This is a genomic window from Pseudomonas sp. HP_08 (assembly GCF_055284095.1).
This window is the reverse complement of sequence record NZ_JBTOQC010000007.1, coordinates 95,061-118,840: the sequence shown is the minus strand read 5'-3', so window position 1 is coordinate 118,840 and position 23,780 is coordinate 95,061. Positions and strand designations below refer to the sequence as shown.

22 protein-coding genes are annotated in these 23,780 nt (G+C 62.4%); 14 read left to right on the top strand and 8 right to left on the bottom strand.

Annotated elements, in window-relative coordinates; genetic code table 11:
- Window positions 1-7: 7 nt before the first annotated feature.
- Window positions 8-2,500, bottom strand: a complete 2,493-nt coding sequence (locus tag ACYAS9_RS08465) for a putative bifunctional diguanylate cyclase/phosphodiesterase (protein ID WP_463567858.1) — start codon at window positions 2,498-2,500, stop codon at window positions 8-10.
- A gap of 253 nt (window positions 2,501-2,753) precedes the next feature.
- On the opposite strand from ACYAS9_RS08465, the gene uvrD reads away from it, so the two are divergent.
- The 3 genes from uvrD to ACYAS9_RS08450 all read left to right on the top strand — a co-directional run bounded on the left by uvrD (window position 2,754) and on the right by ACYAS9_RS08450 (window position 6,479).
- Window positions 2,754-4,937: a DNA helicase II gene (uvrD, locus tag ACYAS9_RS08460; protein ID WP_463567857.1), complete on the top strand. Its 2,184-nt coding sequence runs from the start codon at window positions 2,754-2,756 to the stop codon at window positions 4,935-4,937.
- A gap of 160 nt (window positions 4,938-5,097) precedes the next feature.
- A complete protein-coding gene (locus ACYAS9_RS08455; protein ID WP_463567856.1) occupies window positions 5,098-5,937 on the top strand; it encodes a Tim44 domain-containing protein in 840 nt (279 codons plus the stop codon).
- A 134-nt stretch (window positions 5,938-6,071) separates the two neighbouring features.
- On the top strand, window positions 6,072-6,479 hold the full coding sequence (locus ACYAS9_RS08450; protein WP_459745829.1) for an SMI1/KNR4 family protein: 408 nt from the start codon (window positions 6,072-6,074) through the stop codon (window positions 6,477-6,479).
- A gap of 31 nt (window positions 6,480-6,510) precedes the next feature.
- On the opposite strand, the gene ACYAS9_RS08445 is transcribed toward ACYAS9_RS08450, so the two are convergent.
- Window positions 6,511-8,274: a cation:proton antiporter gene (locus ACYAS9_RS08445; protein ID WP_463567855.1), complete on the bottom strand. Its 1,764-nt coding sequence runs from the start codon at window positions 8,272-8,274 to the stop codon at window positions 6,511-6,513.
- Window positions 8,275-8,591: 317 nt separating this feature from the next.
- Between ACYAS9_RS08445 and ACYAS9_RS08440 the strand changes: the two genes are divergently transcribed.
- Entirely contained in the window at window positions 8,592-9,077 is a 486-nt protein-coding gene (locus ACYAS9_RS08440; protein WP_463567854.1) for an acyl-CoA thioesterase, read from the top strand.
- Here the strand turns inward: ACYAS9_RS08440 and pdxY are convergent.
- Complete coding sequence (gene pdxY / locus ACYAS9_RS08435; protein ID WP_463567853.1) at window positions 9,058-9,960, bottom strand: pyridoxal kinase PdxY; 903 nt, start codon at window positions 9,958-9,960, stop codon at window positions 9,058-9,060. The genes ACYAS9_RS08440 and pdxY overlap by 20 nt on opposite strands.
- A gap of 242 nt (window positions 9,961-10,202) precedes the next feature.
- On the opposite strand from pdxY, the gene ACYAS9_RS08430 reads away from it, so the two are divergent.
- The gene (locus tag ACYAS9_RS08430; protein WP_463567852.1) at window positions 10,203-10,595 is read left to right on the top strand and encodes a DUF3301 domain-containing protein; all 393 of its coding nucleotides are present in this window, start codon (window positions 10,203-10,205) and stop codon (window positions 10,593-10,595) included.
- 16 nt (window positions 10,596-10,611) lie between these two features.
- On the opposite strand, the gene ACYAS9_RS08425 is transcribed toward ACYAS9_RS08430, so the two are convergent.
- Complete coding sequence (locus tag ACYAS9_RS08425) at window positions 10,612-11,577, bottom strand: CobW family GTP-binding protein (RefSeq protein WP_463567851.1); 966 nt, start codon at window positions 11,575-11,577, stop codon at window positions 10,612-10,614.
- A 45-nt stretch (window positions 11,578-11,622) separates the two neighbouring features.
- Here ACYAS9_RS08425 and ACYAS9_RS08420 point away from each other — a divergent pair, with 45 nt between their 5' ends.
- A complete protein-coding gene (locus ACYAS9_RS08420) occupies window positions 11,623-12,000 on the top strand; it encodes an NADH:ubiquinone oxidoreductase (RefSeq protein WP_463567850.1) in 378 nt (125 codons plus the stop codon).
- Here ACYAS9_RS08420 and ACYAS9_RS08415 read toward each other — a convergent pair.
- Both ACYAS9_RS08415 and zigA read right to left on the bottom strand, forming a co-directional pair.
- Complete coding sequence (locus tag ACYAS9_RS08415) at window positions 11,997-12,647, bottom strand: DUF1826 domain-containing protein (RefSeq protein WP_463567849.1); 651 nt, start codon at window positions 12,645-12,647, stop codon at window positions 11,997-11,999. The two genes, ACYAS9_RS08420 and ACYAS9_RS08415, sit on opposite strands and share 4 nt — an antisense overlap.
- A complete protein-coding gene (gene zigA / locus ACYAS9_RS08410) occupies window positions 12,647-13,852 on the bottom strand; it encodes a zinc metallochaperone GTPase ZigA (protein ID WP_463567848.1) in 1,206 nt (401 codons plus the stop codon). Before zigA ends, ACYAS9_RS08415 begins: the two co-directional genes overlap by 1 nt.
- A gap of 104 nt (window positions 13,853-13,956) precedes the next feature.
- Here zigA and ACYAS9_RS08405 point away from each other — a divergent pair, with 104 nt between their 5' ends.
- The gene (locus ACYAS9_RS08405) at window positions 13,957-14,361 is read left to right on the top strand and encodes a glutamine synthetase (RefSeq protein WP_463567847.1); all 405 of its coding nucleotides are present in this window, start codon (window positions 13,957-13,959) and stop codon (window positions 14,359-14,361) included.
- Window positions 14,362-14,417: 56 nt separating this feature from the next.
- On the opposite strand, the gene ACYAS9_RS08400 is transcribed toward ACYAS9_RS08405, so the two are convergent.
- Entirely contained in the window at window positions 14,418-14,939 is a 522-nt protein-coding gene (locus tag ACYAS9_RS08400; protein ID WP_463567846.1) for a DUF3617 domain-containing protein, read from the bottom strand.
- A 151-nt stretch (window positions 14,940-15,090) separates the two neighbouring features.
- On the opposite strand from ACYAS9_RS08400, the gene cls reads away from it, so the two are divergent.
- Window positions 15,091-16,530, top strand: a complete 1,440-nt coding sequence (cls, locus tag ACYAS9_RS08395; protein ID WP_463567845.1) for a cardiolipin synthase — start codon at window positions 15,091-15,093, stop codon at window positions 16,528-16,530.
- On the opposite strand, the gene cfaB is transcribed toward cls, so the two are convergent.
- Window positions 16,531-17,718, bottom strand: coding sequence for a C17 cyclopropane fatty acid synthase CfaB (cfaB, locus tag ACYAS9_RS08390; RefSeq protein WP_463567844.1), 1,188 nt, complete (start codon window positions 17,716-17,718; stop codon window positions 16,531-16,533).
- Window positions 17,719-17,910: 192 nt separating this feature from the next.
- On the opposite strand from cfaB, the gene ACYAS9_RS08385 reads away from it, so the two are divergent.
- Genes ACYAS9_RS08385 through ACYAS9_RS08360 form a run of 6 tightly spaced genes read left to right on the top strand, consistent with a single transcriptional unit; the run spans window position 17,911 to window position 23,664 of the window.
- Entirely contained in the window at window positions 17,911-18,528 is a 618-nt protein-coding gene (locus tag ACYAS9_RS08385; RefSeq protein WP_463567843.1) for a CDP-alcohol phosphatidyltransferase family protein, read from the top strand.
- Window positions 18,529-18,576: 48 nt separating this feature from the next.
- Entirely contained in the window at window positions 18,577-20,334 is a 1,758-nt protein-coding gene (locus tag ACYAS9_RS08380) for a bifunctional alpha/beta hydrolase/class I SAM-dependent methyltransferase (RefSeq protein ID WP_463567842.1), read from the top strand.
- Between the two features lie 20 nt (window positions 20,335-20,354).
- Entirely contained in the window at window positions 20,355-21,653 is a 1,299-nt protein-coding gene (locus ACYAS9_RS08375; RefSeq protein ID WP_463567906.1) for a phosphatase PAP2/dual specificity phosphatase family protein, read from the top strand.
- Window positions 21,650-22,096: a hypothetical protein gene (locus ACYAS9_RS08370; protein ID WP_463567841.1), complete on the top strand. Its 447-nt coding sequence runs from the start codon at window positions 21,650-21,652 to the stop codon at window positions 22,094-22,096. Before ACYAS9_RS08375 ends, ACYAS9_RS08370 begins: the two co-directional genes overlap by 4 nt.
- 18 nt (window positions 22,097-22,114) lie before the next feature.
- A complete protein-coding gene (locus ACYAS9_RS08365) occupies window positions 22,115-22,732 on the top strand; it encodes a lysophospholipid acyltransferase family protein (RefSeq protein ID WP_463567840.1) in 618 nt (205 codons plus the stop codon).
- Between the two features lie 2 nt (window positions 22,733-22,734).
- A complete protein-coding gene (locus ACYAS9_RS08360) occupies window positions 22,735-23,664 on the top strand; it encodes a phosphatidate cytidylyltransferase (RefSeq protein ID WP_463567905.1) in 930 nt (309 codons plus the stop codon).
- The last annotated feature ends 116 nt before the right edge of the window (window positions 23,665-23,780 follow it).

The following is a 23,780-nucleotide window of genomic DNA, read 5'->3' as shown; positions in this document are numbered from 1 at the left end:
GTCTGTTTCAGGTGACAGGCGTTAACAACCCTTCCATGGCATGAGCCTCCACCGGCCGGCTGATCAGGTAACCCTGAATCTCGTCGCAGCCTTGCAGCTTGAGAAACTCCAGCTGGGTCTGCTGCTCGACACCTTCAGCCACCACTTTCAGGTTCAGGCTGTGGGCCATGGCGATGATCGCCTGAATGATCGCCGCGTCGCCGGAGCCTTCGTCGAGGCCGCGAATGAAAGTCTGGTCGATCTTCACGTAGTCCACCGGGAAGCGCTTCAGGTAGCTCAGCGAGGAATAGCCGGTGCCGAAATCGTCGATGGCCAGCTTCACGCCCAGCCCGCGCAATTGCTGGAAGGTGGCGATGATGTATTCGACGCTGTCGAGCAACTGGCTTTCGGTCAGTTCCAGTTCCAGGCGGTGCGGGTCCAGCCCGGTCTCTTCAAGCACCTGGCGCACCAAGCTGACCAGCTTGCCCTGGCGTAGCTGGTACACCGACAGATTGACCGACACCCGGATCGGCTCCAGGCCCTTGCGCTGCCATTCGCACGCCTGCCAGCAAGCCTGGCGCAGGACGAACTCGCCAATGGCGCCGATCAGCCCGGTTTCTTCGGCCAGCCCGATGAACTCACCGGGCGGCACCAGACCGCGCTCCGGGTGCATCCAGCGCACCAGCGCCTCGGCGGCGTCCAGGCGCCCGCTGCTCAGGCACAGGCGCGGCTGGTAATAGACCCGCAACTGGTTGTCGTCGATGGCCTTGCGCAGCTGGATTTCCAGTTGCAGGCGCTCCAGGGTGCTGGCCTGCAGGTTGTCGGTGAAGAACTGGAAGTTGTTCCCGCCCAGGTGCTTGGCGTGTTTCATCGCCATGTTGGCCTGGCTGACCAGCGAGGGAATATCACGCGCCGAGTCCGGCAGCAGGCTGATGCCCACCGAGGCACTGACCACCAGCTCGTGTCCGGCCACCATCACCGGCGTGCGCAGTTTGGTGAGCATGCGACTGGCCACCCGCGCCAGGCTCGACAGGCTGGCGTAGTTGTCGAACAGCACGGCGAACTCGTCGCCGGACAAGCGGGCGATGGTGTCGGCCTCCGGCAGGGCGCTGGACAGCCTGCGGGCAACATGTTGCAGCAACTGGTCGGCGACCTCGTGGCCCAGGCTCTCGTTGAGCAGCTTGAAGCGGTCCAGGTCGACATGCAGCAAGGCCAGGCTGCGTCCCCCTTGCCGTACACGTTGCTGCGCCTGATTCAGACGCTCCTTGAACAGCGACCGGTTGGCCAGCCCGGTCAATTCGTCGAAATGCGCCAAATAGCGCAAGCGCTCCTCGGACTCGCGGCGGGCCGACAGGTCGGTAAAGAAGCCGACGATATGGCTGGCTTTGCCCGCAGGATCGCGCACCAGGCTCAGTTGCAGCCATTGCGGGTACAGCTCGCCGTTCTTGCGCGCCTCGACCAGTTCGCCCTGCCAATGGCCGGTCTGCTCCAGCGCTTGATGAATGGCCTGAAAATGCCGCTGCGCATCGCGGCTGCTGGCGATTTCCATGACCTGACGGCCGACCAGTTCTTCCTGGGTATAGCCAGAGACCCGGCTGAAGGCCTGGTTGATGGTCAGAATCCGGTAGTCGGGGTCGAAGATGACAATGCCTTCGCTGGCCGAGGCCAGCACCGTGGCGGCCAGCGGCGGCGGGCTCTTGCTCAGCGCCTGACGCGCCTGCTCCAGCTCCTTGGTGCGCTCGTCCACACGGGTCTGCAGGCCGGCCTGGGCCTTGCGCAGATAGCGCTCGGCATGCCGGCGTTGCTCGACCTCCTTGCCCAGTTCCTCGTTGAGCTGATCGCTGCGCGCCTGGGCCTGTTGCAGGTGCTCGATCAGTTTCTGGTTCTGGAAGCGCTGGATCAGGCTGCGGCGCAACAGGCGATTGATCTGCAAGGCCACCACCACCAGCGCCAGCAATAGCAGCAGGCCCAGCCAGCCCCAGCCACGCAGCGGCACATCCGGCCCGAAAAACAGATAGAGGATCGGCGGCACCAGGCACGACAGGCTGAAGGTCAGGAACGCCGGCAGGCTCACCGCATAGGCCACGCTGGCCGATAAAGTCGCCACGCCGATCATGCCGAAGACCCAGGCCTGCTGCTCGAAGTTGGTCACCGGCACCAGCAGCATCGCGGCGCAGGCCAGGGTCAGGCCGCTGACACAGGCGCCCAGCAGAAAACGCTGGCGCCACACCGGCAGCGCCTGGCGCTCGACCGGGGCGGCGGTAAAGGCCTTGACCTGCACCAGGCGCAGGCCGACCAGCGCCGTCAGCCAGACCAGCCACACGCCCACTCGCCAGTCATGCGCAGGCGTCCACAGCAACCAGGCGCACACCAGACCATTGATGAACATGAACAGGGTCGGCAGCAGTGAGCCCTGATAGAGCAAGCGCGTACGCTCGATCTCCAGCTGGCCTGCAAACTGCTGGCGAATGTCCCGGCGGCGAGTGCCGCAAGCATCGCGCCGGTTGAAAGAGTGAGTCATGGCATCATTCTTATTGGTTCTTGTGCGGGAAGCCTTGAGCGAGTGCGAGCATACACAAGCCGGCCGCCGTACCAAACAGTCGGGGCGTAGAAAAATAGCACCCTGCCATATCTCTGACAGCCTTGATCCAGACGCATCGCAGGCCTTTTATCGGATTTGCGGGGGTGCGCAATCGTTTGCCCGTTCGCCGTTTTTACACCGTTACACGCACGCATGGTTTGCCCGGCGTCAATCAGCCCCCTAGAATGCGCCCATGCACGATGACCTCTCTTTTTTGCTCAATTCCCTCAACGACGCCCAGCGCCAGGCCGTAGCCGCCTCCCTGGGTCGTCAGTTGGTCCTGGCTGGCGCCGGCTCCGGTAAAACCCGCGTGCTGGTGCACCGCATCGCCTGGCTGATGCAGGTCGAGCACGCCTCGCCGCATTCGATCCTGTCGGTGACCTTCACCAACAAGGCCGCCGCCGAGATGCGCCACCGCATCGAACAGCTGATCGGTATCAGCCCGGCCGGCATGTGGGTCGGCACCTTCCACGGCCTGGCGCATCGCCTGTTGCGCGCGCACTGGCAGGAAGCCGGGCTGATGCAGACCTTCCAGATCCTCGACAGCGACGACCAGCAGCGCCTGGTCAAGCGGGTGATCCGCGAGCTGGGGCTGGACGAGCAACGCTGGCCGGCACGCCAGGCCCAGTGGTTCATCAACGGCCAGAAAGATGAAGGCCTGCGCCCGCAGCATATCCAGCCCAGTGGCGATCTGTTCCTGACGACCATGCGCGGCATCTACGAAGCCTACGAGGCCGCCTGCCAGCGCGCCGGCGTCATCGACTTTTCCGAATTGCTGCTGCGCGCCCTGGACCTGTGGCGCGACCATCCGGGCCTGTTGCAGCACTACCAGCGGCGCTTCCGTCATGTGCTGGTCGACGAGTTCCAAGACACCAACGCCGTGCAGTACGCCTGGTTGCGCCTGCTGGCCCAGGGCGGCGACAGCCTGATGGTGGTCGGTGACGACGACCAGTCGATCTACGGCTGGCGCGGCGCACGTATCGAGAACATCCAGCAGTATTCGTCGGACTTCCCGGACGCCGAGGTCATCCGCCTGGAGCAAAACTACCGCTCCACGGCGAGCATCCTCAAGGCTGCCAATGGTTTGATCGTCAATAACAGCGGGCGCCTGGGCAAAGAGCTGTGGACCGAAGTCGGCGACGGCGAGCTGATCAGCCTGTACGCCGCCTTCAACGAACACGACGAAGCGCGCTATGTCGTCGAAACCATCGAGAGCGCGCTGAAGACCGGCCTGGCACGCAGCGATATCGCCATTCTGTATCGCTCCAACGCCCAGTCGCGGGTGCTTGAAGAGGCGCTGCTGCGCGAGCGCATTCCGTACCGTATCTATGGTGGCCAGCGCTTCTTCGAACGCGCCGAAATCAAGAACGCCATGGCTTACATGCGCCTGCTCGAAGGCCGTGGCAACGATGCGGCACTGGAACGGGTAATCAACGTGCCAACCCGCGGCATCGGCGAAAAGACCGTCGAAGCGATTCGCGAGCATGCACGTGGTGCGCAGATCTCGATGTGGGAAGCGATGGTTTTGCTGGTCAGCAACAAAGGCGTGACCGGCCGTGCCGCCAGCGCCCTGAACGGCTTTATCGAGCTGATCGACAACCTGGCCGCCAAAGTCAGCGACATGCCGCTGCACCTGATGACCCAGACCGTCATCGAGCAGTCCGGGCTGATCAACTATCACCAGCAGGAAAAAGGCGAAAAAGGCCAGGCCCGGGTAGAAAACCTTGAGGAACTGGTCAGCGCCGCGCGTAACTTCGAAAACACCGACACCGAAGAAGACCTCACGCCGCTGGCCGCCTTCCTTGGCCACGCTTCACTTGAAGCCGGCGACAGCCAGGCCGACGAGCACGAAGACAGCGTCCAGTTGATGACCCTGCACAGCGCCAAGGGCCTGGAATTTCCGCATGTGTTCCTGGTGGGCATGGAAGAAGGCCTGTTCCCGCACAAGATGAGCCTGGAAGAACCCGGCCGCCTTGAAGAAGAGCGTCGCCTGGCCTATGTCGGCATCACCCGCGCCATGCAGAACCTGGTGATGACCTACGCCGAAACCCGTCGCCTGTACGGCAGCGAGACCTATAACAAGGTGTCGCGTTTCGTGCGCGAGATTCCCTCGGCCCTGATCCAGGAAGTGCGCCTGTCCAACAGCGTCACCCGGCCTTTCGGCGGCATGCCCAAAGCCAACGACAGCCGCCTGTTCACCGGCACCAACATCCCTGAAACACCGTTCACCCTCGGCCAGCGCGTGCAACACGCGGTGTTCGGCGAAGGCACCATCCTCAACTTCGAAGGCTCAGGCGCCCAGGCCCGGGTGCAGGTCAACTTCGAAGAAGGCAGCAAATGGCTGATGATGGGCTATGCCAAGCTGGTGGCGCTGTAAACACCTCCTCGCAGGAACGGCCAATCGGCCGTTCCCACGCAACCTGCTGAAATTTCGTACAGGTTTTGTGTAAAAACCCGAAACACACGCGTGCTAGCCATCAGCCTGCCCCCTGTGCAACATGGCGCGCGTGCAATTCATAAAAACGGGAATCCCCTCTATGCAACGTTTTCTTAGCATCGCCATGGCCCTGTGCCTCAGCCTGACGCTGAGCCTGGACGCCAGCGCCGCACGTTTCGGCGGCGGCAAGAGCAGCGGCTCGGCGCCGGTTCACCAGACTCGCCAGGCCGCCCCTGCCACACCGGCTGCTGCCCCTAACGCCGCTGCCCGTCCACCGGCAGCCAGCGGTGCCTCGCGCTGGCTCGGCCCATTGGCCGGTATCGCCGCTGGCGGCATGCTCGCCGCCATGTTCATGGGTGACGGCTTCGACGGTATCCAGCTGTTCGACATCCTGATCATGGCCCTGATCGCCTTCCTGATCTTCCGCTTCATCGCCCGTCGCCGCGCGCAACAAGCGCCGACCATGGCCGGTGCCGGTGCGCCGTACCAGCGTGAAGCCGCGCCTGCCGGTCAGAATCCGATCTTCGGCTCCTCTGCCGCACCTGCCGCTGCACCTGCGATCAACGCGCCGGCCTGGTTCAACGAAGAGCGCTTCCTGGAAGCCGCTCGCGGCCACTTCCAGGCCCTGCAGCAGCACTGGGACGCCAACGAAATCGACAAGATTGCCGAATTCGTGACGCCGACCATGCTGCAATTTCTGAAAAAGGAACGTGCAGAGCTGGGCGACGCCTTTCAGTCGACCTACATCGACAACCTGAGCGTGCAGCTTGACGGTGTCGATGACCGTGCTGACCGCACCATCGCCACGCTGACGTTCTCCGGTATTTCCAAGTCCTCGCGTTTCGACAAGGGCGAAGCCTTCAGCGAAAGCTGGAACATGGAGCGTCAACCGGGTGAGAACCAGCCATGGCTGGTTGCGGGTATTCGCCAGAACGGCTGAACTACCGCCCACCCTGTGTGATCGAACCCCGGACTTGTTCCGGGGTTTTTTGTTTACCCGCCCGGATAGTTATTTTTGAAAGCGGCTTTCGGCTACTGTATAACCCGCGCCATCTAGCTCAGAGGATCCCCGCCGTGGAAGAAGTCATCGAAGAACTGCGTGAAAAGAACGAGCCGGTCCCGGTTCCGCTCGAACTGCCTGACGAAGACCAGTTGGTCGAGATCGAAGAGCAGTTGTTCATCAACATCCCGTTCGTGTTCAAGGAGTTTCTCCTGACCGTCAGCGATGTGGTTTACGGCAGCCTGGAACCGGTCACCGTGACCGATCCGCAGTCGCACACCTACCTGCCGGACGTGGCTGCCAATGCCTGGGACGAAGGTGTACCGCGCGAGCTGATTCCGCTGTGCCAGGACGGTGACGATTATTACTGCGTCGAAGAAGACGGCACCGTGGTGCTGTGGTCCGGCGAAGAAGAACTGGTGGTCGAAGAGAGCTGGGAATCTGTGTGGCACTGGGCCCGGGATGTCTGGCTGGAAAGCTGAGTTTCCAGCCAGCACCTGTCAGGTCGGCAGATCAATGCCCTGAGTGTTCCTGGTTATTACCCAGGGTTTCCAGCAGGGCAATCTGCATCCGCGAATGCACGCGGATAAACCAGCGCCAGAGCAACGCGGCCACCCCGGCCGCGACCAGCAGGATCACCACCAGCAGCTCCAGTGTCGGCAGAATGCTGGCTGACAACGCGGCCAGCAGCACGAAGATCAGCATCAGCGACAGCAACGGAATCACTTCGGCAACGACCTTGCGCACCCGTTCGGTGTGGCGCCCGGCCATTTCCGGCTTGACGCCCATCTCGGCCAGCAGCATCGACAGAGCCTTGAGCTTGCGATAGGCGGCGATCAGGAACGGCAGCGACAGCAGCAACGCCGCTCCACAGATCCAGGCCTTCTGCTGCACGACATCGCTGACCCATTCGCTCATGTAGCCGCCAATGCGCCCGGCAAAATAGCCGCCGCAGAAGAAGATAGCGATCACCAGCGCCAGGTTAACCCCCACTTGCAGCAGAATCTTGCGGATCATCGACGCCAGGATCGCGCTCTGCCCCTGTGGCTGAATGCTGCGCAGCCATTCGCCATACATCGAGAACACCCGGCCGATACGCCGCGGCACCACGGCCGCCAGTTTGATCGACAACGGGTCGGCGCCGCGAATCAGGTACGGGGTCAGCAAGGTGGTGATCGCCGAGACCGCCACGGCCACCGGATAGAGAAAGTCGCTGGTGACCTGCAGGGTCATGCCCAGCGCGGCGATGATGAAAGAGAACTCGCCAATCTGCGACAGCCCCATCCCGACACGCAGCGAAGTACGGCCATCGTTACCGGCGATAAACGCGCCCAGCCCGCAGGAAATCATCTTGCCCAGCACCACGGCCACGGTGATCACCGCGATGGGCCAGGCATATTCGAGCAGAATCTTCGGGTCGATCATCAGGCCGATGGCGACAAAGAAGATGGCGCTGAACATGTCGCGAATAGGCTCGATCAGGCCTTCGATTTTTATCAATTGCCGGGATTCGGCCATGATCGCGCCGATCAGGAAGGCGCCCAGCACCATGCTGTATTCGAGCTTGACCACCAGCAGGCAGAAGCCGAAGCACAGGCCCAATACCGTGATCAACAACATCTCGTTGCTTTCGAACCGCGCCACATAGGCCAGCAGTCGCGGCACCAGCAGGATGCCGATCACCAGCGCGACGATCATGAACAGCGACAGCTTGCCGACCGTTGAAAACACCTCGCCAGAGCTGACCGCACCACTGACCGCGATGCCCGACAGCAGGGCAATGATGCCGATACCGAGGATGTCTTCGACGATCAACACACCGAAAATCAACTGGGCAAAGTGCTGGTTCTTCATCTTCAGGTCGTTGAGCGCCTTGACGATGATGGTGGTCGAGGAAATCGCCAGGATCGCGCCCAGGAACAGCGAATCCATGGTGCTCCAGCCAAAATACTGGCCGATCTCGTAACCGAGCCAGATCATCAGGGTGATTTCCAGGAAGGCGGCGATGAACGCCGTCGCACCGACCTTGAACAGCTTGCGCAGGCTGAACTCCAGCCCCAGGCAGAACATCAGGAAGATCACCCCCAGCTCGGCGAGGATCCTGATCGTGTGTTCGTCGTGGATCAGGCTGACCGGCGGCGTGTGCGGGCCGATCAGAAAGCCGGCCACGATGTAGCCCAGCACCACAGGCTGTTTGAGGCGATGGAAGACAATGGTCACCACCCCGGCCACTAGCATGATCACTGCCAGATCCTGAATGAAGTCAACGGCATGCATGGCGGGCGCAGCTCCTTATGCAGAGTGGCGCTGCCTTATCCCGGCATGGCCTGTGCGCGGGGCAAGGTCATGTGATCCGTGGCAGCGTCATGATTTGAGGTATAAAGCGTAGGAAAAAACCGTTACAAGGTCTTGCGCAGGGTAACACTGCCCCCCGCGCCATAAAGCCGATGCAATATATGGAAACAGATAGGTTGCCAAGCGTGACGGAAAGCCCTCGCCTGACGTCCCGATATCTGTTGTAAGCACTGCGTTCATGCACCATCAAACGCCAGCATAGGCGTTCACTCTTAACACCTTGACCGTGAGAATCAGTGATGGAACCCGGAAACGCCCAGCTGTCGATGACTGTATTGATGACGCCGGACATGGCCAACTTTTCTGGCAACGTGCATGGCGGCACTTTGCTCAAGTACCTCGACGAAGTCGCCTACGCCTGTGCCGCGCGCTATGCCGGCAGCTATGTGGTGACCCTGTCGGTGGATCAGGTGATCTTTCGCGAGCCGGTGCATGTCGGTGAGCTGGTGACCTTTCTGGCCTCGGTCAACTACACCGGCAACACCTCGATGGAGGTCGGCATCAAGGTGGTGACCGAAAACATCCGCGAACGCTCGGTGCGCCACAGCAACAGCTGCTTCTTCACCATGGTCGCGGTGGACGACAACCGCAAGCCGGTGAGCGTGCCGGCGCTGGAGCCGCAGACAGCGGACGCCAAGCGCCGCTTCATCCAGGCCCAACAGCGCCGCCAACTGCGCCAGGAACTGGAGAAGCGCTACCAGGAAATCAAGGAAGAGACGCTGTAACAGCGACGGGACGGCCCTCCATCGGGCGGGCTTCAAAGCGCACGCGCGGATGGGCAATGCGGTCCTGGGCGCGGACCAGTTCCAGTTCATAACTGCCACAGGCCTGGGTCTCCAGCAGCACTTCATGCACCGCAGCGGCGGCAAACTCGAATGCAGCCACCGGTGCATCGCCCAGCAGGATGCGCGACAGGAACAAGCCCGAGGTCAGGTCGCCAACGCCCACCGGCTGGCGCGGGAAGGCCAGCAGCGGGCGGCTCAGGTGCCAGTTGCCTTCGGTGCTGACCAGCAGCATTTCAAAGCTGTCGGCCGGCTTGCCGGGGTAGTTCAGGTGCTTGACCATCACCGCCTTCGGGCCACGGGCCAGCAAGGCGCGCGCCATGTACAGGCAATCGGTCAGCGACTCGGGCCGACGGCCGGAAAAGCTGTCGAGCTCCAACTGGTTGGGGCACAGGTAGTCGGCCACCGCCACCGCTTCTTCAAGCAGAAACGAGCTGACCTCGGGCGATACCACGCAGCCTTTTTCCGGGTGACCCATCACCGGGTCGCACAGGTACAGCGCGCGCGGGTTGGCGGCCTTGATGCGCGACACACCGGTGAGAATCGCCCGCCCCTGCGCGGCGCTGCCCATGTACCCCGAGAGCACCGCATCGCACTGGCCCAGTTCGCCAATGCCGGCTATACCTTCGATCAGGGCCGGGATTTGCTGGGGTGCCAGCACTTCGCCGGTCCATTGCCTGTATTGGGTGTGGTTGGAAAACTGGACCGTATTGAGCGGCCAGACATTGACCCCGATACGCTGCATCGGGAACACCGCAGCGCTATTGCCGGCATGGCCGAACACCACATGGGACTGGATAGCAAGCAAGTGGGGGGTGCGTTTCATTAGCGATCCTGAACACGATACAAGTGCAGTAGTAAGAAATTTAAGCCGCGCAGTATGGCTGCAAATGAGCCGACACAGTTAAGCTAAAGGCGCCTCCAAAAACGTAGGCGAGGCAGTCAGCGCAAGGCAAAAACAGGCGAGGAAGCGGAGTTTACGGGTTGTAAATGAGCATTCCGAGCCTGTTTTTAACGCAGCGATGGCAACGCAGGTAGTTTTTAGGCTCACCGCTGGAGCGCTCCGTCATGCTGACCCTGGGTAATATTTTCGTGCTGATGCTGCTCGCCACCGTAGCGGCCTGGTTATGGCATGCCCACGGGCTGCGCGAGAAGGCGCTGGAGCGGGTCAAGCAGCATTGTGCCCGCCTGGAACTTGAATTGCTCGACGAGAACGTCGCTTTCCGGCGCCTGGCCTGGGTCGCCGATGCCAACGGCCGCAAGCGTCTGGCGCGGATTTATGGCTTCGAGTTCACGGTCACCGGCGAGCAACGTCATCCGGGCACCATCACCCAGTTCGGTGCGCACAGCGCGCAGATCGAGCTGGCGCCCTACCCGTTCGAGATCAAGACGCCGCAGCCGACGGCCGAAGTCATCCGCCTCGACGAATGGCGCCAGTCGCACCAGAAATGGAAGCAGTGACCGATCAGTGGCGCGCTCAAGGCAGGCGGCAGGCAGCCAGTCCTGCCTGCAACGCCTCAATATCCTGAGCCTCGCCAAAGATCAGCTCCAGGCGTGAATCCTGGCGCCATTCGCTGCTTTTCCAGATCAATCGCGCATTATCAAGGGCGTTGGCCGAACACCAGCCTTGTTCGCCCTGCACCACCAGCTTGGCCCGACGCCAGTTCAGCCCCGCCAGCCAGGCGTCGATACGCGCACAATCGAAACGCTGCGCCGGGTGCCAGCGCCAGCCAATGCTCCAGCCCTCGGCGCTGGCCTGACTGAGCACCCGCGGTTCATCTTCAGCGGTCCATTGCGCCTGACGCGGCTCGATACTGGGCGGCAGCTTCAACGCATTGATCGCTACAGCCGCAATCGCCTCGATGCCCGGCAACTGCGCCACTGGCAGCTGACCATGGCTGCACCAGACCAGCGGCTTGTGCGGTAAAAGCTGTGTCAGCCGGTGCCGCGCGTCGCCATGCAGATTTTCAGCCTTGTTCAGCACCAGCAACCCGGCCTCGCTCAGCGCTTGCTGCTGGGCCTCGGGCAGCGGCTGACCGGCGGCCAGCGCGGCGGCATCGAGGACCATCAGCATCGGCATTACCTGCAACACGCCTTGCCAGGGTGGCTGACGCAATTGCGCCAGCAACTGCTGCGGATGCCCCAGTCCCGAGGGCTCGATCAGCAAGCGATCGGGCCGCGCCTTGCGCAGCAGACGCCCCAGGCCAATCTGGAACGGCACGCCGTTGACGCAGCACAGGCAGCCGCCAGCCACTTCGCCAAGTGCGATACCATCGGCGTCCGTGGTCAGCAGCGCGGCGTCCAGCCCGATCTGGCCGAACTCGTTGATCAACACTGCCCAGCGCTCATGGGCAGGCTTGTTGGCCAACAGATGCCGGATCAGACTGGTCTTGCCGGCGCCCAACGGGCCGCCGATCACATGGGTAGGAATGTTCTGCAGCATCGGCTCGCTTCTGGAGATCAGGGTTTGCAATCGAGATTACGCCACATGGGCACCTCTAAAACCATAGGGTCCGCCCTTCACCTGGCAGCATGGCTACTGGCTTCAGCCCATGTGCAGGCCGAGGCCTGCCTGGTGCACAGCAAGGCCGAGCGGCTCGATGTGCGGGTGTGCCAGGAAAATATCTCGGTGCCGCCCAAACTGTTCCGCGACAGCTTTTGCCAGCCGCAACTGCCAGGGCAAAAGGTCGAGGTGACCTATTCCGAACAGTGCCCCACCGGCGCTTTCGGCGTCTGCCGTAATGCCTTGGTGGCCAATATGCCTTATCGCGAGAACATCCACTATTACGGCGTGGCCAGCGATGCCGCCTACCTCAAGCCGTTTTGCGAAGGGCAAAGCAAGGGCCAGTGGCAGGCCCCGGATTAATCCAGCCAGTCCAGCGTCAGGATCAACCGGCGCTCGTCGCGCGCCAGGGGTGGCGAGCGATGGATCAGGCCGCGCCCCTCGTTGCCGCTCCAGCGCTCGCCCTTGAGCAATGCCACCTCGCCGCACTGCAATTGCTGGATCTGCGCCGGCTCTGGCAGTTCGATATCCCGCGGGCCCAGTTGCGCCCGGTCCATGGCGCGCTCGGCCAGCCACTGGCTGCCATTGCCGGCGTAGGTGGTGATCAGGCGCATCGGCACATGATCAACGTGAAAACGCGGACACATGGCTTTATCCATCGCCCGCAAACGCACGCCGACCCGCTCGGCACCCAGCAGGCAGGCGTAGGCACTGACCAGCCACGCGACATCGGCGATAAAGCCGGCATGCCCTTGCACATCGGCGTAGCCCGGCGCCAGCCCGCGCAAATCGGGCTCGGCCTCACCGCACTGGACGTCCAGCGACAAAGACTCCGACAGCGGCTCGTTCAGCGACAGCACGGCCTGGGCGAAATCGTGAATATGCAGCGGCAAACGCCGCTGCCATACCGCGAGATTAATGCCGTCCTGCAACGCATCGGCAAGAATCTCCGGGGTGTCGCCGTGTACCTGGCGGGCCCTGGGCTGAAACGGCAAGACCTTCGCAAGCATCAGGCCGCCTCCTCATGCCAGTCGCCGAACGGATCGGGCAGCACGCTCCAGGCTTCGCTGCCCAGGCCCATTTCTGCGTCCGTCAGCAAGCAGTCGTCGAGCTCGGCGGTCAGTCGCGCAAAGTCGATGTTCTGGCCGATGAACACCAGTTCCTGACGGCAGTCGCCGGTGGTCGGGGTCCAGTGTTCCATGATCGCGGTGAGACTTTCCTGATCCTGGGGCCATTGCGCACGCGGCACAAAGCGCCACCAGCGCCCGGCCGGACCATGGCGCATCAAGCCGCCGGCCTGCGACCAGCTGCCGGCTTCCTGGTGCTTGCTGGCCAGCCAGAAAAAGCCCTTTGAGCGCAGCAGCTTGCCGTTGCTCCACTCACGGTTCAGGAAGCTGAAAAAGCGTTGCGGATGAAACGGTCGCCGTGCCCGGTAGGCGGTCGAGGCAATGCCGTATTCCTCGGTCTCGGGCACATGTTCGCCGCGCAGCTCCTTGAGCCAGCCGGGCGCTTGCGCTGCGCGTTCAAAATCGAAGCGGCCGGTGTCGAGGATGGTCGCCAGCGGCACCTGGCCCATGACCATCGGTACGATATGCGCCTGCGCATTGAGCCGCGCCAGAATGGCAAGTAGCTCTTCGCGCTCGCTGGAACTGATCAGGTCGATCTTGCTGAGCAGAATGACGTCGGCAAACTCGATCTGCTCGATCAGCAGGTCGGTGATCGAGCGGTCATCGTCCTCGCCCATGCTCTCGCCACGGCTGGCCAGGCTTTCGGCGGCCTGGTAATCAAGCAGGAAATTCACCCCGTCGACCACCGTGACCATGGTGTCCAGGCGCGCGATGTCCGCCAGGCTGGTGCCCGCCTCGTCACGAAAGGTAAAGGTCTCGGCCACCGGCAGCGGTTCGGAAATGCCGGTGGACTCGATCAACAGGTAATCAAAGCGGCCGTCTTGCGCCAGGCGGCTGACCTCTTCGAGCAAGTCTTCACGCAGGGTGCAGCAGATGCAGCCATTGCTCATCTCGACCAGCTTTTCATCGGCGCGGTTGAGGCTGACATCGCGCTGGACTTCGCTGCCATCGATGTTGATTTCACTCATGTCGTTGACGATCACCGCGACCCGCAGATTCTCGCGGTTGCGCAGTACATGATTGAGCAAGGTACTCTTGCCCGCGCCAAGAAAGCCGGACAGGACGGTAACGGGTAGACGGTTCGGCATCAGGATTCACCAAGCGGTTGCGAGGGTTCATAAAGGTCTAATCACTCGTAAATGTTATAGTATAACAATGCAAGATAGCCAATTAATCCGACCAAGGCACGCGCATGCATCCCACTTTGAAAATGCTGGCAGGGGTTTTTTTATGTTTGCTGGGTACTCAAGCCTGGGCATTTGGCACACAGCCAGACCTTGAACGCGCCACCTGCACGCGCAGCCTGACCCTGCTGGCCTGCAGCGACTCAGTGGGCAACGGCTATAGCGTGGCGACGCAGGGCAACACGACGTACTTGCGGGGAGTGGAAGCAGCCGGCAACCGACGCTGGGCACAGACCAACAGTCGCTTCGGGCAATGGACGTTTTTCAGCGGGCTGTCCTGGGATGGCGAGACCTGGATTGGCACCATTCAGCGCGTGGGCTGGACCACCATCACGCGCGTCTCCAGTTCAAACGGCACCCGCAGCAGCATCACTTGCGGGCGCCTGACCGGCTGTCATGAACAGAAACGCTGAGAAAAAAGCAGAGTGTTCCACGTGGAACACTCGTGTTTTGCATTCGTGTTCCACACTCAGGTACGCGGTGCTACCGCACCACATTGCGGCCCCAGCCAGACTGCGCGGGTGTCCAGGCTGCCTTTCTGCTGCTGGCCTGAAGCATTGAATGTGCCGGCCACCTTGGTGGTGAATTCACGGTCACTGAGAAATTGCGCCTGCCCTGCGCCTTGGGCCCGCGGGCAACTGAACTGGAATTTCCAGTTCGGGCCATTGCGTTCGGTGATGCTCTGTTTGCAGCCTGACTTGGGATCAGTCAGCGGAATATCATCCGACTTGACCTGCGCCTCGGTCAGGCAAAAACGTACGCCCTGACCGCCCAGTGTAATGCCCTGATTCTTCATGCCCTGCTCCAGCATCGCGCGCTGCTCGGGCGGCAGGTTCTTCAATTGGCCCAGCATCACTTGCAGGTCTGGCAAAGCCTGACCATCAACCTGCATGTTGCTCGACGACATCTCCCACAAGCCCGGTTGCAGCATTTGCGCCTGAGCCACTGGCGCGGCCAGGCAAAACATCCAGGCCACTATGCGTTTGTTCATTTCAGTAATCCTTGTCGGGACGTTATACGGATGAACTCTTGGACCTGCGCCGTCACCCGGCGTTGCACGCGGAATTAAATAGCGACAATCCCCGGCCGCTGTGGTCTGTTAAGGCCAACGATCCAGAGAACAGCCAGGAGAACGACTGCGCATGGATTATCACAGCCCGTATTTCTTCGGTTATGTATTGGCCTTCATTCATTTGCTGGGCACCGCTGCGGCCATTCATGCGCTGTTCACGGTGCGCACGGCGCAAGGCGCGATTGCCTGGGCGATGTCCTTGCTGTTCATCCCCTACTTCACCCTGATCCCCTACATGGTGTTCGGCCGCAGTTCGTTCGACGCCTATATCAAGGCCCGGCGTCAGGCCAACAAGGAGATGAAGCACGCCATTGGCAACCTCAACTGGCGGCCATGGATTGATGAAGCTGTTGCCGCCCGCCGTTCGGATGCCTACGCCGCGCTGCGCGCCATGCCGCGCCTGGGCACCATGCCGGCGCTGGCCAATAACGAGGTGCGCTTGCTGATCAACGGCCAGGCCAGCTTTGCGGCGATGTTCGAGGCGATTCGTCAGGCGCGGCAAACCGTGCTGGTGCAGTTTTTCATCATCCATGACGATGACCTCGGTCGACGCCTGCAGGACCTGCTGCTGGAAAAAGCCGCCGAGGGCGTGGCGATCTATGTGCTGTACGACGGCATCGGCAGTCATAAACTGCCCGCCAGTTATGTGGAGAAACTGCGCGCCGGCGGCGTGCGCATCAAGGCTTTCGCCACCCATGGCGGCTGGATGAACCGCTTTCAGATCAACTTTCGTAACCACCGCAAGATCGTTGTGGTCGATGGCATGAAAGGCTATCTGGGCGGGCATAACGTCGGCGACGAATACCTGGGCCTCAAGCCGCCGCTGTCGCCGTGGCGCGACACTCATGTGCAAGTCATCGGCCCTGTCGTCGCGTGCCTGCAGGAGTCGTTCGCCGAAGACTGGTTCTGGGCCACCCGCCAATTGCCACCGTTGAGCCTGCCCGACAGCTACCCGGAAGATGGCGTGCTCTGTCAGTTGCTGGCCACGGGACCTGCCGATGCGCAGGAAACCTGCTCACTGTTTTTCGTCGAGGCGATTCACTCGGCCGAAAAACGTATCTGGATCACCAGCCCGTATTTCATCCCCGACGAGGCAGTGTCGGCAGCGCTGCACCTGGCCGTATTGCGCGGCGTGGATGTGCGCCTGCTGCTGCCCTCGCGCCCGGATCACTATGTGGTGTATGCCGCCTCCAGCCTGTACGCCTTCGCCGCCGTGCGTGACGGCGTGCGCGTGTTCCGTTACCAGCCGGGCTTTCTGCACCAGAAGGTGGTGCTGGTCGACGACGAGATTACCGCCATCGGCAGCGCCAATCTCGACAACCGTTCGTTCCGGCTCAACTTCGAATTGATGCTGCTGACCGTCGACCGGGAATTTGCCAGCGAGGTGGAAGCGATGCTCACAGCCGACTTCGAACTGGCCCGCGAGATCACCTTGCAAGACAGCCGCGACGCCCGTGGTTTGCATCAATTGGGCATGCGCGTGGCGCGCCTGATTTCGCCGATTCTGTGATCACCGGTACACATCCGCCCGCGTCAGCGGCAGGGTGTGTCCGCCGTCAGGCAGCGGCTTGACGGCCAGAATCTGGTGCAGGTTGATCCAGTTCTTGGCAAAGGCATAGGCACAACCGGCCAGGTACAAACGCCAGATGCGCAGGCTCTGCTCGGGGATCAGTGCCCGTGCCTCATCCAGCCGCGCTTCAAGCCGGTTGCTCCAGTGTTCCAGGGTCAGGGCGTAGTGCAGACGCAGGCTTTCGACGTCGACCACTTCCAGCCCGGCATCGCTCAAATGGCTGCTGATCATGGCCAGGTGCGGCAGCTCGCCGTTGGGAAACACATAGCGGCCGATGAACTCGCCAGCGCCACGGCCCACCGGACGACCGTCGGTGTGGCGCGCGGTGATACCGTGGTTCATCACCAGCCCGCCGGGCTTCACCGCCGCGAACAGGCGCTGGCTGTACAGCGGCAGATTGGCGTGGCCGACGTGCTCGAACATACCGACACTGACCACCTTGTCGAAACGACCGTCCTGCGGCAACTCGCGGTAGTCGAGCAGTTGCAGCTCGACCCGGTCCTGCAAACCCTCGGCAGCCACCCGCTCGCGCGCCAGGCTCAGTTGCTCGCCGCTCAAGGTAATCCCGAATACCCGGGCGCCATATTCGCGCGCCGCAAACCGCGCCAGCCCGCCCCAGCCACAACCGACATCGAGCAGATAGTCGCCGGCCTGCAAGCGCAGCTTGCGGCACAGGTGATGGAATTTATCCTGCTGGGCCAGCTCCAGGCTTTCGTCGCCGGTCTTGAAGTAGGCACAGGAATAGACCATCTCCTGATCGAGCCACAGCTGGTAAAACGCATTGGACAGGTCGTAGTGATAAGACACCGAGGCCGCATCGAGTGTCGGGTCATGGGCAACATGCTGGTGCGGTGCGTCACCCTCTTCCACATCCCCCAGTGCCGTGGTCAGCTCATCGCACAGGCGCACCACTTCACGGATCGAGCCTTCCAGCTCCAGCCGCCCCTCGACGAAGGCGCTGCCCAGCAAGCCCAGGCTGGGGCGGGTAAAATCGCTGACCAGTTGTGGGTCGTTGACCACGATAGTGACGCTGGGCGCCGGGCTCAGGTCCAACTCGTGGCCATTCCAGAGCTTGATGCGCAGCGGCAGCCTGAGGTGTTGCAAAGCCGGTGGAAGTTGCACGTTCATCTCGAAAACCCTCTGTATCTACAGGGCAGATCGGCAACAGGTTAGTCCAGAAATCCTCCATGATGGGTCTCGTCGGGCCAATGGTCGAATGCTCAGAACACGACCCACGTCACGTTTTGTCTTACCCGGCGCTGTACGAAAACGCCTCAGGCGCCGATGATGCGCCAGACTTGCCGACAAGGACGCTCCCTCTTGATTTCGATCTACCAGCTCAAACCCCGCTTCCAGAACCTGCTGCGCCCCTTGGTGAAGCGCCTTTACGACAAGGGCGTCACTGCCAACCAGGTGACTGTCGGCGCCTGTGTGGTCTCGCTTTTAGTCGGTGCGGCGGTGGCCGCCGGCGTCCCGCATTACGGCGTGTTCGCGCTGATTCCGCTGTGGATGATTTTGCGCATGGCACTCAATGCCATCGACGGCATGCTGGCCCGCGAGTTCGGTCAGCAGTCACGCCTGGGTGCCTATCTCAATGAGCTGACCGATGTCATCGCCGACAGCGCGCTGTTCTTGCCTTTCGCCCTGATTGCCAGCGTCAGCCCGGCGCTGGTGGGACTGGTCACGCTGTTGGCGGTCATCAGCGAATACACCGGCGTCCTCGGCCCCATGGTCGGTGCATCGCGGCGCTACGACGGGCCGATGGGCAAGAGCGACCGGGCGTTCGTGTTCGGCGTGCTGGGTGCCGGCGTCGCCGCAGGTTTACTCGCGCCGGTATGGATAAATCTGGTGCTTGTCGTGGTCTCAGCCTTGCTGATCTATACCGTGGTCAACCGCGTGCGCCAGGGGCTCGCGCAAATCAGCGAAGCAGGTCGTTAAGCAGCAACCGCATTTCCCCCCATTCCAGTCTGGCAAAAGGAACCCGCCATGCGCGACGTGATCGCTCTGCATTTCAGTACCCACGACGGTGTCGAGCTGTTTTATCGACACTGGCCGGCCAGGGGTGTCATGCCCGGCAGCTCGCGTCAGGCCATTGTCCTGCTGCACCGTGGCCATGAGCATTCCGGGCGCATCGCCCACCTGGTCGAAGAACTCGACCTGCCAGGCTTTGACTTCTTCGCCTGGGATGCACGCGGCCACGGCCAGTCGCCGGGCGAGCGTGGCTACAGCCCAAGCTTTGCCACCAACGTACGAGACCTGCAGACCTTCATCGAGCACATCGGCGCCAGCCATGTGATCGACATCGGCAATATCGCGGTCATCGGCCAAAGTGTCGGCGCGGTCATCGCGGCCACCTGGGTCCACGACTACGCACCGAAAATCCGCGCGCTGGTGCTGGCCGCTCCGGCCTTCGACATCAAGCTGTACGTGCCCTTTGCCCGTCAGGGCCTGGCGCTGCTCAAGCGCATCAAGGGCAACTTTTTCGTCAACAGCTACGTCAAGGCACGCTTTCTGACCCATGACCGCCACCGCCAGGTGACCTACGACAGCGACCCGCTGATTGCCCGGGCCATCTCGGTGAATGTGCTGCTGGGCCTGTATGAAGCGGCCGAGCGGGTGGTGGCCGACGCCCAGGCGATTCAGGTGCCGACCCAGGTGCTGATCTCCGGTGCCGACTTTGTCGTGCATCGCGCGCCGCAAGAACGCTTCTTCGATCGCCTGGGCAGCCTGCATAAAGAGAAGCACGTGCTGCCCGGTTTCTTCCACGACACCCTCGGTGAGCGTGACCGCGAACAGGCGCTGGTGCGCATTCGCCGCTTTGTCGGCCAGGCCTTCGAACGACCACTGCAAAGCCCTGCCCTGCTCGATGCCGACCGCCTCGGCGCCACCTGCGCCGAGGCCGAAACCCTGGCCGCGCCGCTGCCGCGTAACTCGTTGCGCGATCTGTACTGGCGCCTGACCCGTGCCGGCCTGCGCCTGGGCAGCAAGTTCTCCAATGGCGTGAAACTGGGCTTCGACACCGGCTTCGATTCCGGCAGCACGCTGGATTACGTGTACCGCAATCAACCGACCGGGCGCGGTGGCCTGGGCCGGGTGATCGACCAGAACTACCTGCAATCGATCGGCTGGAAAGGCATTCGCCAGCGCAAGGTGCACCTCGAAGAACTGCTGCGCCTGGCCATGCACCGGCTGCACGAGCAACAGCGTCCCGTGCGTATCGTCGACATTGCTGCCGGCCACGGCCGCTACATTCTCGATGCGCTCAAGGGTGTGGAACCGCGCCCCGAGTCGATCCTGCTGCGTGACTACAGCGACATCAACGTCCAGCAAGGCAGCGCGCTGATCGAGCAACTGGACCTGGACGAGATCGCCCGCTTCATCAAGGCCGATGCCTTCGACCGCGCCGACCTTGCCGTCATCGACCCCAAGCCGACCCTGGCCGTGGTGTCGGGCCTGTACGAGCTGTTCGCCAGTAACAAGATGGTCGGCGATTCGCTGGCCGGCCTGGCGGCGGCCGTCGAGCCTGGCGGTTATCTGGTCTACACCGGGCAACCCTGGCACCCGCAGCTGGAGCTGATCGCCCGTGCGCTGACCAGCCACCGTGCCGGTCAGGCCTGGGTCATGCGTCGGCGCACCCAGGCAGAAATGGATCAACTGGTCGAGGCCGCAGGCTTTCGCAAGATCACCCAGCGCATCGATGAGTGGGGCATTTTCAGCGTTTCCATCGCCCAACGTCTGCCGTGAGCAGCGTTGTCGTGAACAGTCTGCGCGAACCAGGGCTGTGGAAACGTGCCGTGGTCTGGTTGCTGTGCCTGGCGCCGCTGTTCTTTGGCACCTACGGTTTTGCCACCTGGTACACGGCCCAGCGCGACGACGTCGGTACGCTGGTATTCGCCTGGGAAAGCCACATGCCGTTCTGGGCCTGGACCATCGTGCCGTACTGGTCCATCGATCTGCTCTACGGTTTTTCCCTGCTGGCCTGCCTGACCCGCCGGCAACTGGATACTCATGGCCTGCGCCTGCTCAGTGCGCAGTTGCTGGCAGTCAGCTGCTTTCTGCTGTGGCCGCTGCGCTTCACCTTCGAGCGCCCGGAAATGGACGGCGTGTTCGGCTGGCTGTTCGCCGTGCTGGCCGGCTTCGATAAACCTTTCAACCAGGCGCCCTCGCTGCACATCGCCCTGCTGGTGATTCTGTGGGTGTGTTTCGAACGCTACGCGCGATTATTCCACAGCGCCTGGCGCTGGCTGCTGCATGGCTGGTTCGCGCTGATCGGCGTGTCGGTGCTGACCACCTGGCAGCACCACTTCATCGACCTGCCCACCGGCGCACTGGCCGGCTGGCTGTGCGTGTGGCTGTGGCCCGATGAAGGCCGCAGCCCGTTACTCGCGGCACGCCTGACCCGCAACCCCAAGCGCTTGCGGCTGACGGCGTATTACGCGCTGGGCGCCGGACTGCTGGCCTGGCCGGCCTTCAGCCTTGGTGGCGGCTGGCTGTGGCTGTTGTGGCCGGCTTTTTCGCTGGCATTGGTGGCGCTCAATTACCTGCTGTTTGACGCCGTAGGCTTTCAGAAGCGCAGCGACGGCAGCCTGTCACCCGCCGCGTATTGGCTGCTGGCGCCTTACCTGGTCGGCGCGTGGCTGAATTCGCGGCTGTGGACCCGCAAGCGCCCTCAGGCCGATCAGGTGATCGATAACGTCTGGCTGGGGCGCGTCCCTGAAAGCCAGCCGGCGCAACACTTTGCGGCGATTGTCGACCTGTGCGCCGAGCTTCCCGCGTCGGTCGGTACGCGGGCCTACCACAGCCTGCCGCAACTGGATCTGATTGCCGCCGATGCCGCGCACTGCCTGGCGGCAGCGCAAGCCATCGAAGCCCTGCGTCAGAACGGCCCGTTGCTGGTGTGCTGCGCGCTGGGCTATTCACGCAGCGCGACTGCCGTGGCGGCATGGCTGCTGTACACCGGGCGGGCAAGTTCGGTGGATGACGCCATCGCGCTATTGAACAAGGCGCGGCCGGGCGTCGTTCTGCGCGCAGAACACCGGCACAGCCTGAGCCACATGTCATGAGCGCAGAGATGCAGCTGCATGTCGTAGCCAGCCTGCTGCGCCGTGGCAAGACGCTGGATAATCTGTCCACCGGGCTGACGCTGGTCAGCCTGGCGGCCGGTCTGGTTCGGCTGTGGATAACGTCGGGCAGCCTGTCGTTCGTGCTGCCGGTCATCTGCGTGATTATTTTCGGACTCATCGAAAAGTACTACGCCCTGCGCGTAGCGTTCGACGCCGACCTGTTCCAGAAGCTGGGCAATGATGCCCGGCCGTTGTCGGAAACCACCCAGGCGCTGGACCAGGCCCTGACCGCACTCGGCCTGCAACCGGCCGACAAGGCTGGCCGCCCCTGGGCGGTGCGCAGCCAGGGTGCGCTCAGGCTCTTGCGCCAACAGCTGTTGTTCGTCGCCTTGCAGGTCGTTGTTCTGCTGGGCGCGTTGCTGATTTTGCCCTTGCTCCATTGAAGGATTAAAGGAATTGTCATGTTCGAATCTGTGGTAGCCACCCTTATCACCGCCGGGGCGCGCAGCGTCACCGGCGCTCGCAGCCTGTGGCTGGGCTGCACGCCGGAACCGGTGCAACGCATCTACTTTGCCAACCACAGCAGCCACGGCGACTTCGTGCTGCTCTGGGCCTCGCTGCCGCGCAACCTGCGCACCTTCACCCGCCCGGTGGCCGGTGCCGATTACTGGCAGTCAGGCGCCCTGCGCCGCTACATCATCAACAATGTGTTCAACGGCGTGCTGATCGACCGCAATCGCACCGATGAACACAGCAACCCGCTGCAACCGATGCTCGACGCCCTGGAGCAAGGCCATTCGCTGATCATCTTCCCCGAAGGCACGCGCAACCCGGACGAAGGCCTGCTGCCGTTCAAAAGCGGGATTTACCACCTGACCAAGAGTTACCCACAAGCGGAGCTGGTGCCAGTGTGGATTTCCAACCTCAACAGGGTCATGCCCAAGGGCCGTTTCCTGCCGTTGCCGCTGTTGTGCACCACCAGTTTCGGTGCGCCGTTGCGTCTGGAAGAAGACGAAAGCAAAGAGCATTTTCTTGCCCGCAGCCGTGAAGCGCTGCTGGCCCTGGCGGCGGAGCAGTAATGATGGAGAACCAGACTCAACTGTTGTTCATGGGCATTGGCGTCATTCTGCTGCTGGCCTCGGTGATCGGCTATGTCCTCAAGCTCAAGGCGCGTGGCCCGCATGCGGTGATCGACAACCTCAACGCCCGGATCAACGCCTGGTGGGTGATGGTGCTGGTCATCGGCGCGGCCTTCTGGCTCGGTTACACGGCGGTGATCCTGCTGTTCTACGCGGTGTCGTTCTATGCGCTGCGTGAGTTCCTGACCCTGACCCCGACCCGGCGCAGCGACTACCCGGCGCTGGCCGCGGCGTTCTACGTGGCGCTGCCGGTGCAGTACGTGCTGATCGCCACCAAGTGGTACGGCCTGTTCTCGATCTTCATTCCGGTCTATGTGTTTCTGCTGCTGCCGATCCTGGCGTCGCTGGGCGGCGACACCAAGAACTTCCTGGAGCGCGCCTCCAAGGTTCAGTGGGGCCTGATGATCGCGGTGTTCTGCGTGTCGTATGTGCCGGCGCTGCTGACCCTCGATATTCCCGGTTACGAAGGCCGCAACCTGTTGCTGATCGCCTGGCTGGTGATCGTCGTGCAGCTCTCCGATGTCTTGCAGTACGTGTGCGGCAAGCTGTTCGGCAAGCGCAAGATCGCGCCCAACCTGTCGCCGTCCAAGACCGTCGAAGGCTTTGCCGGCGGCATTGCCCTGGCGTCGATGATCGGCGCGGCGCTGTGGTGGATCACCCCGTTCAGCCCGTTGCAGGCGCTGGCGATCGCGGTGCTGATCAACCTGCTGGGCTTTGCCGGCGGCATCGTCATGTCGGCCATCAAGCGCGACCGTGGGGTAAAAGACTGGGGGCACATGATCGAAGGCCACGGCGGCATGCTCGACCGGCTGGATTCGGTGTGCTTCGCGGCGCCGATCTTCTTCCATCTCGTGCGCTACTGGTGGACCTGAAGCGGCTATTTCAGGCTGGCGAAATGATTGCTGAATATTGCAGCATTTCGCCCGCAATACCGCGTAACCCGCAGCCTTGACGCCGTCCTGATCAACAGGCACGGCGTTTTTATTGA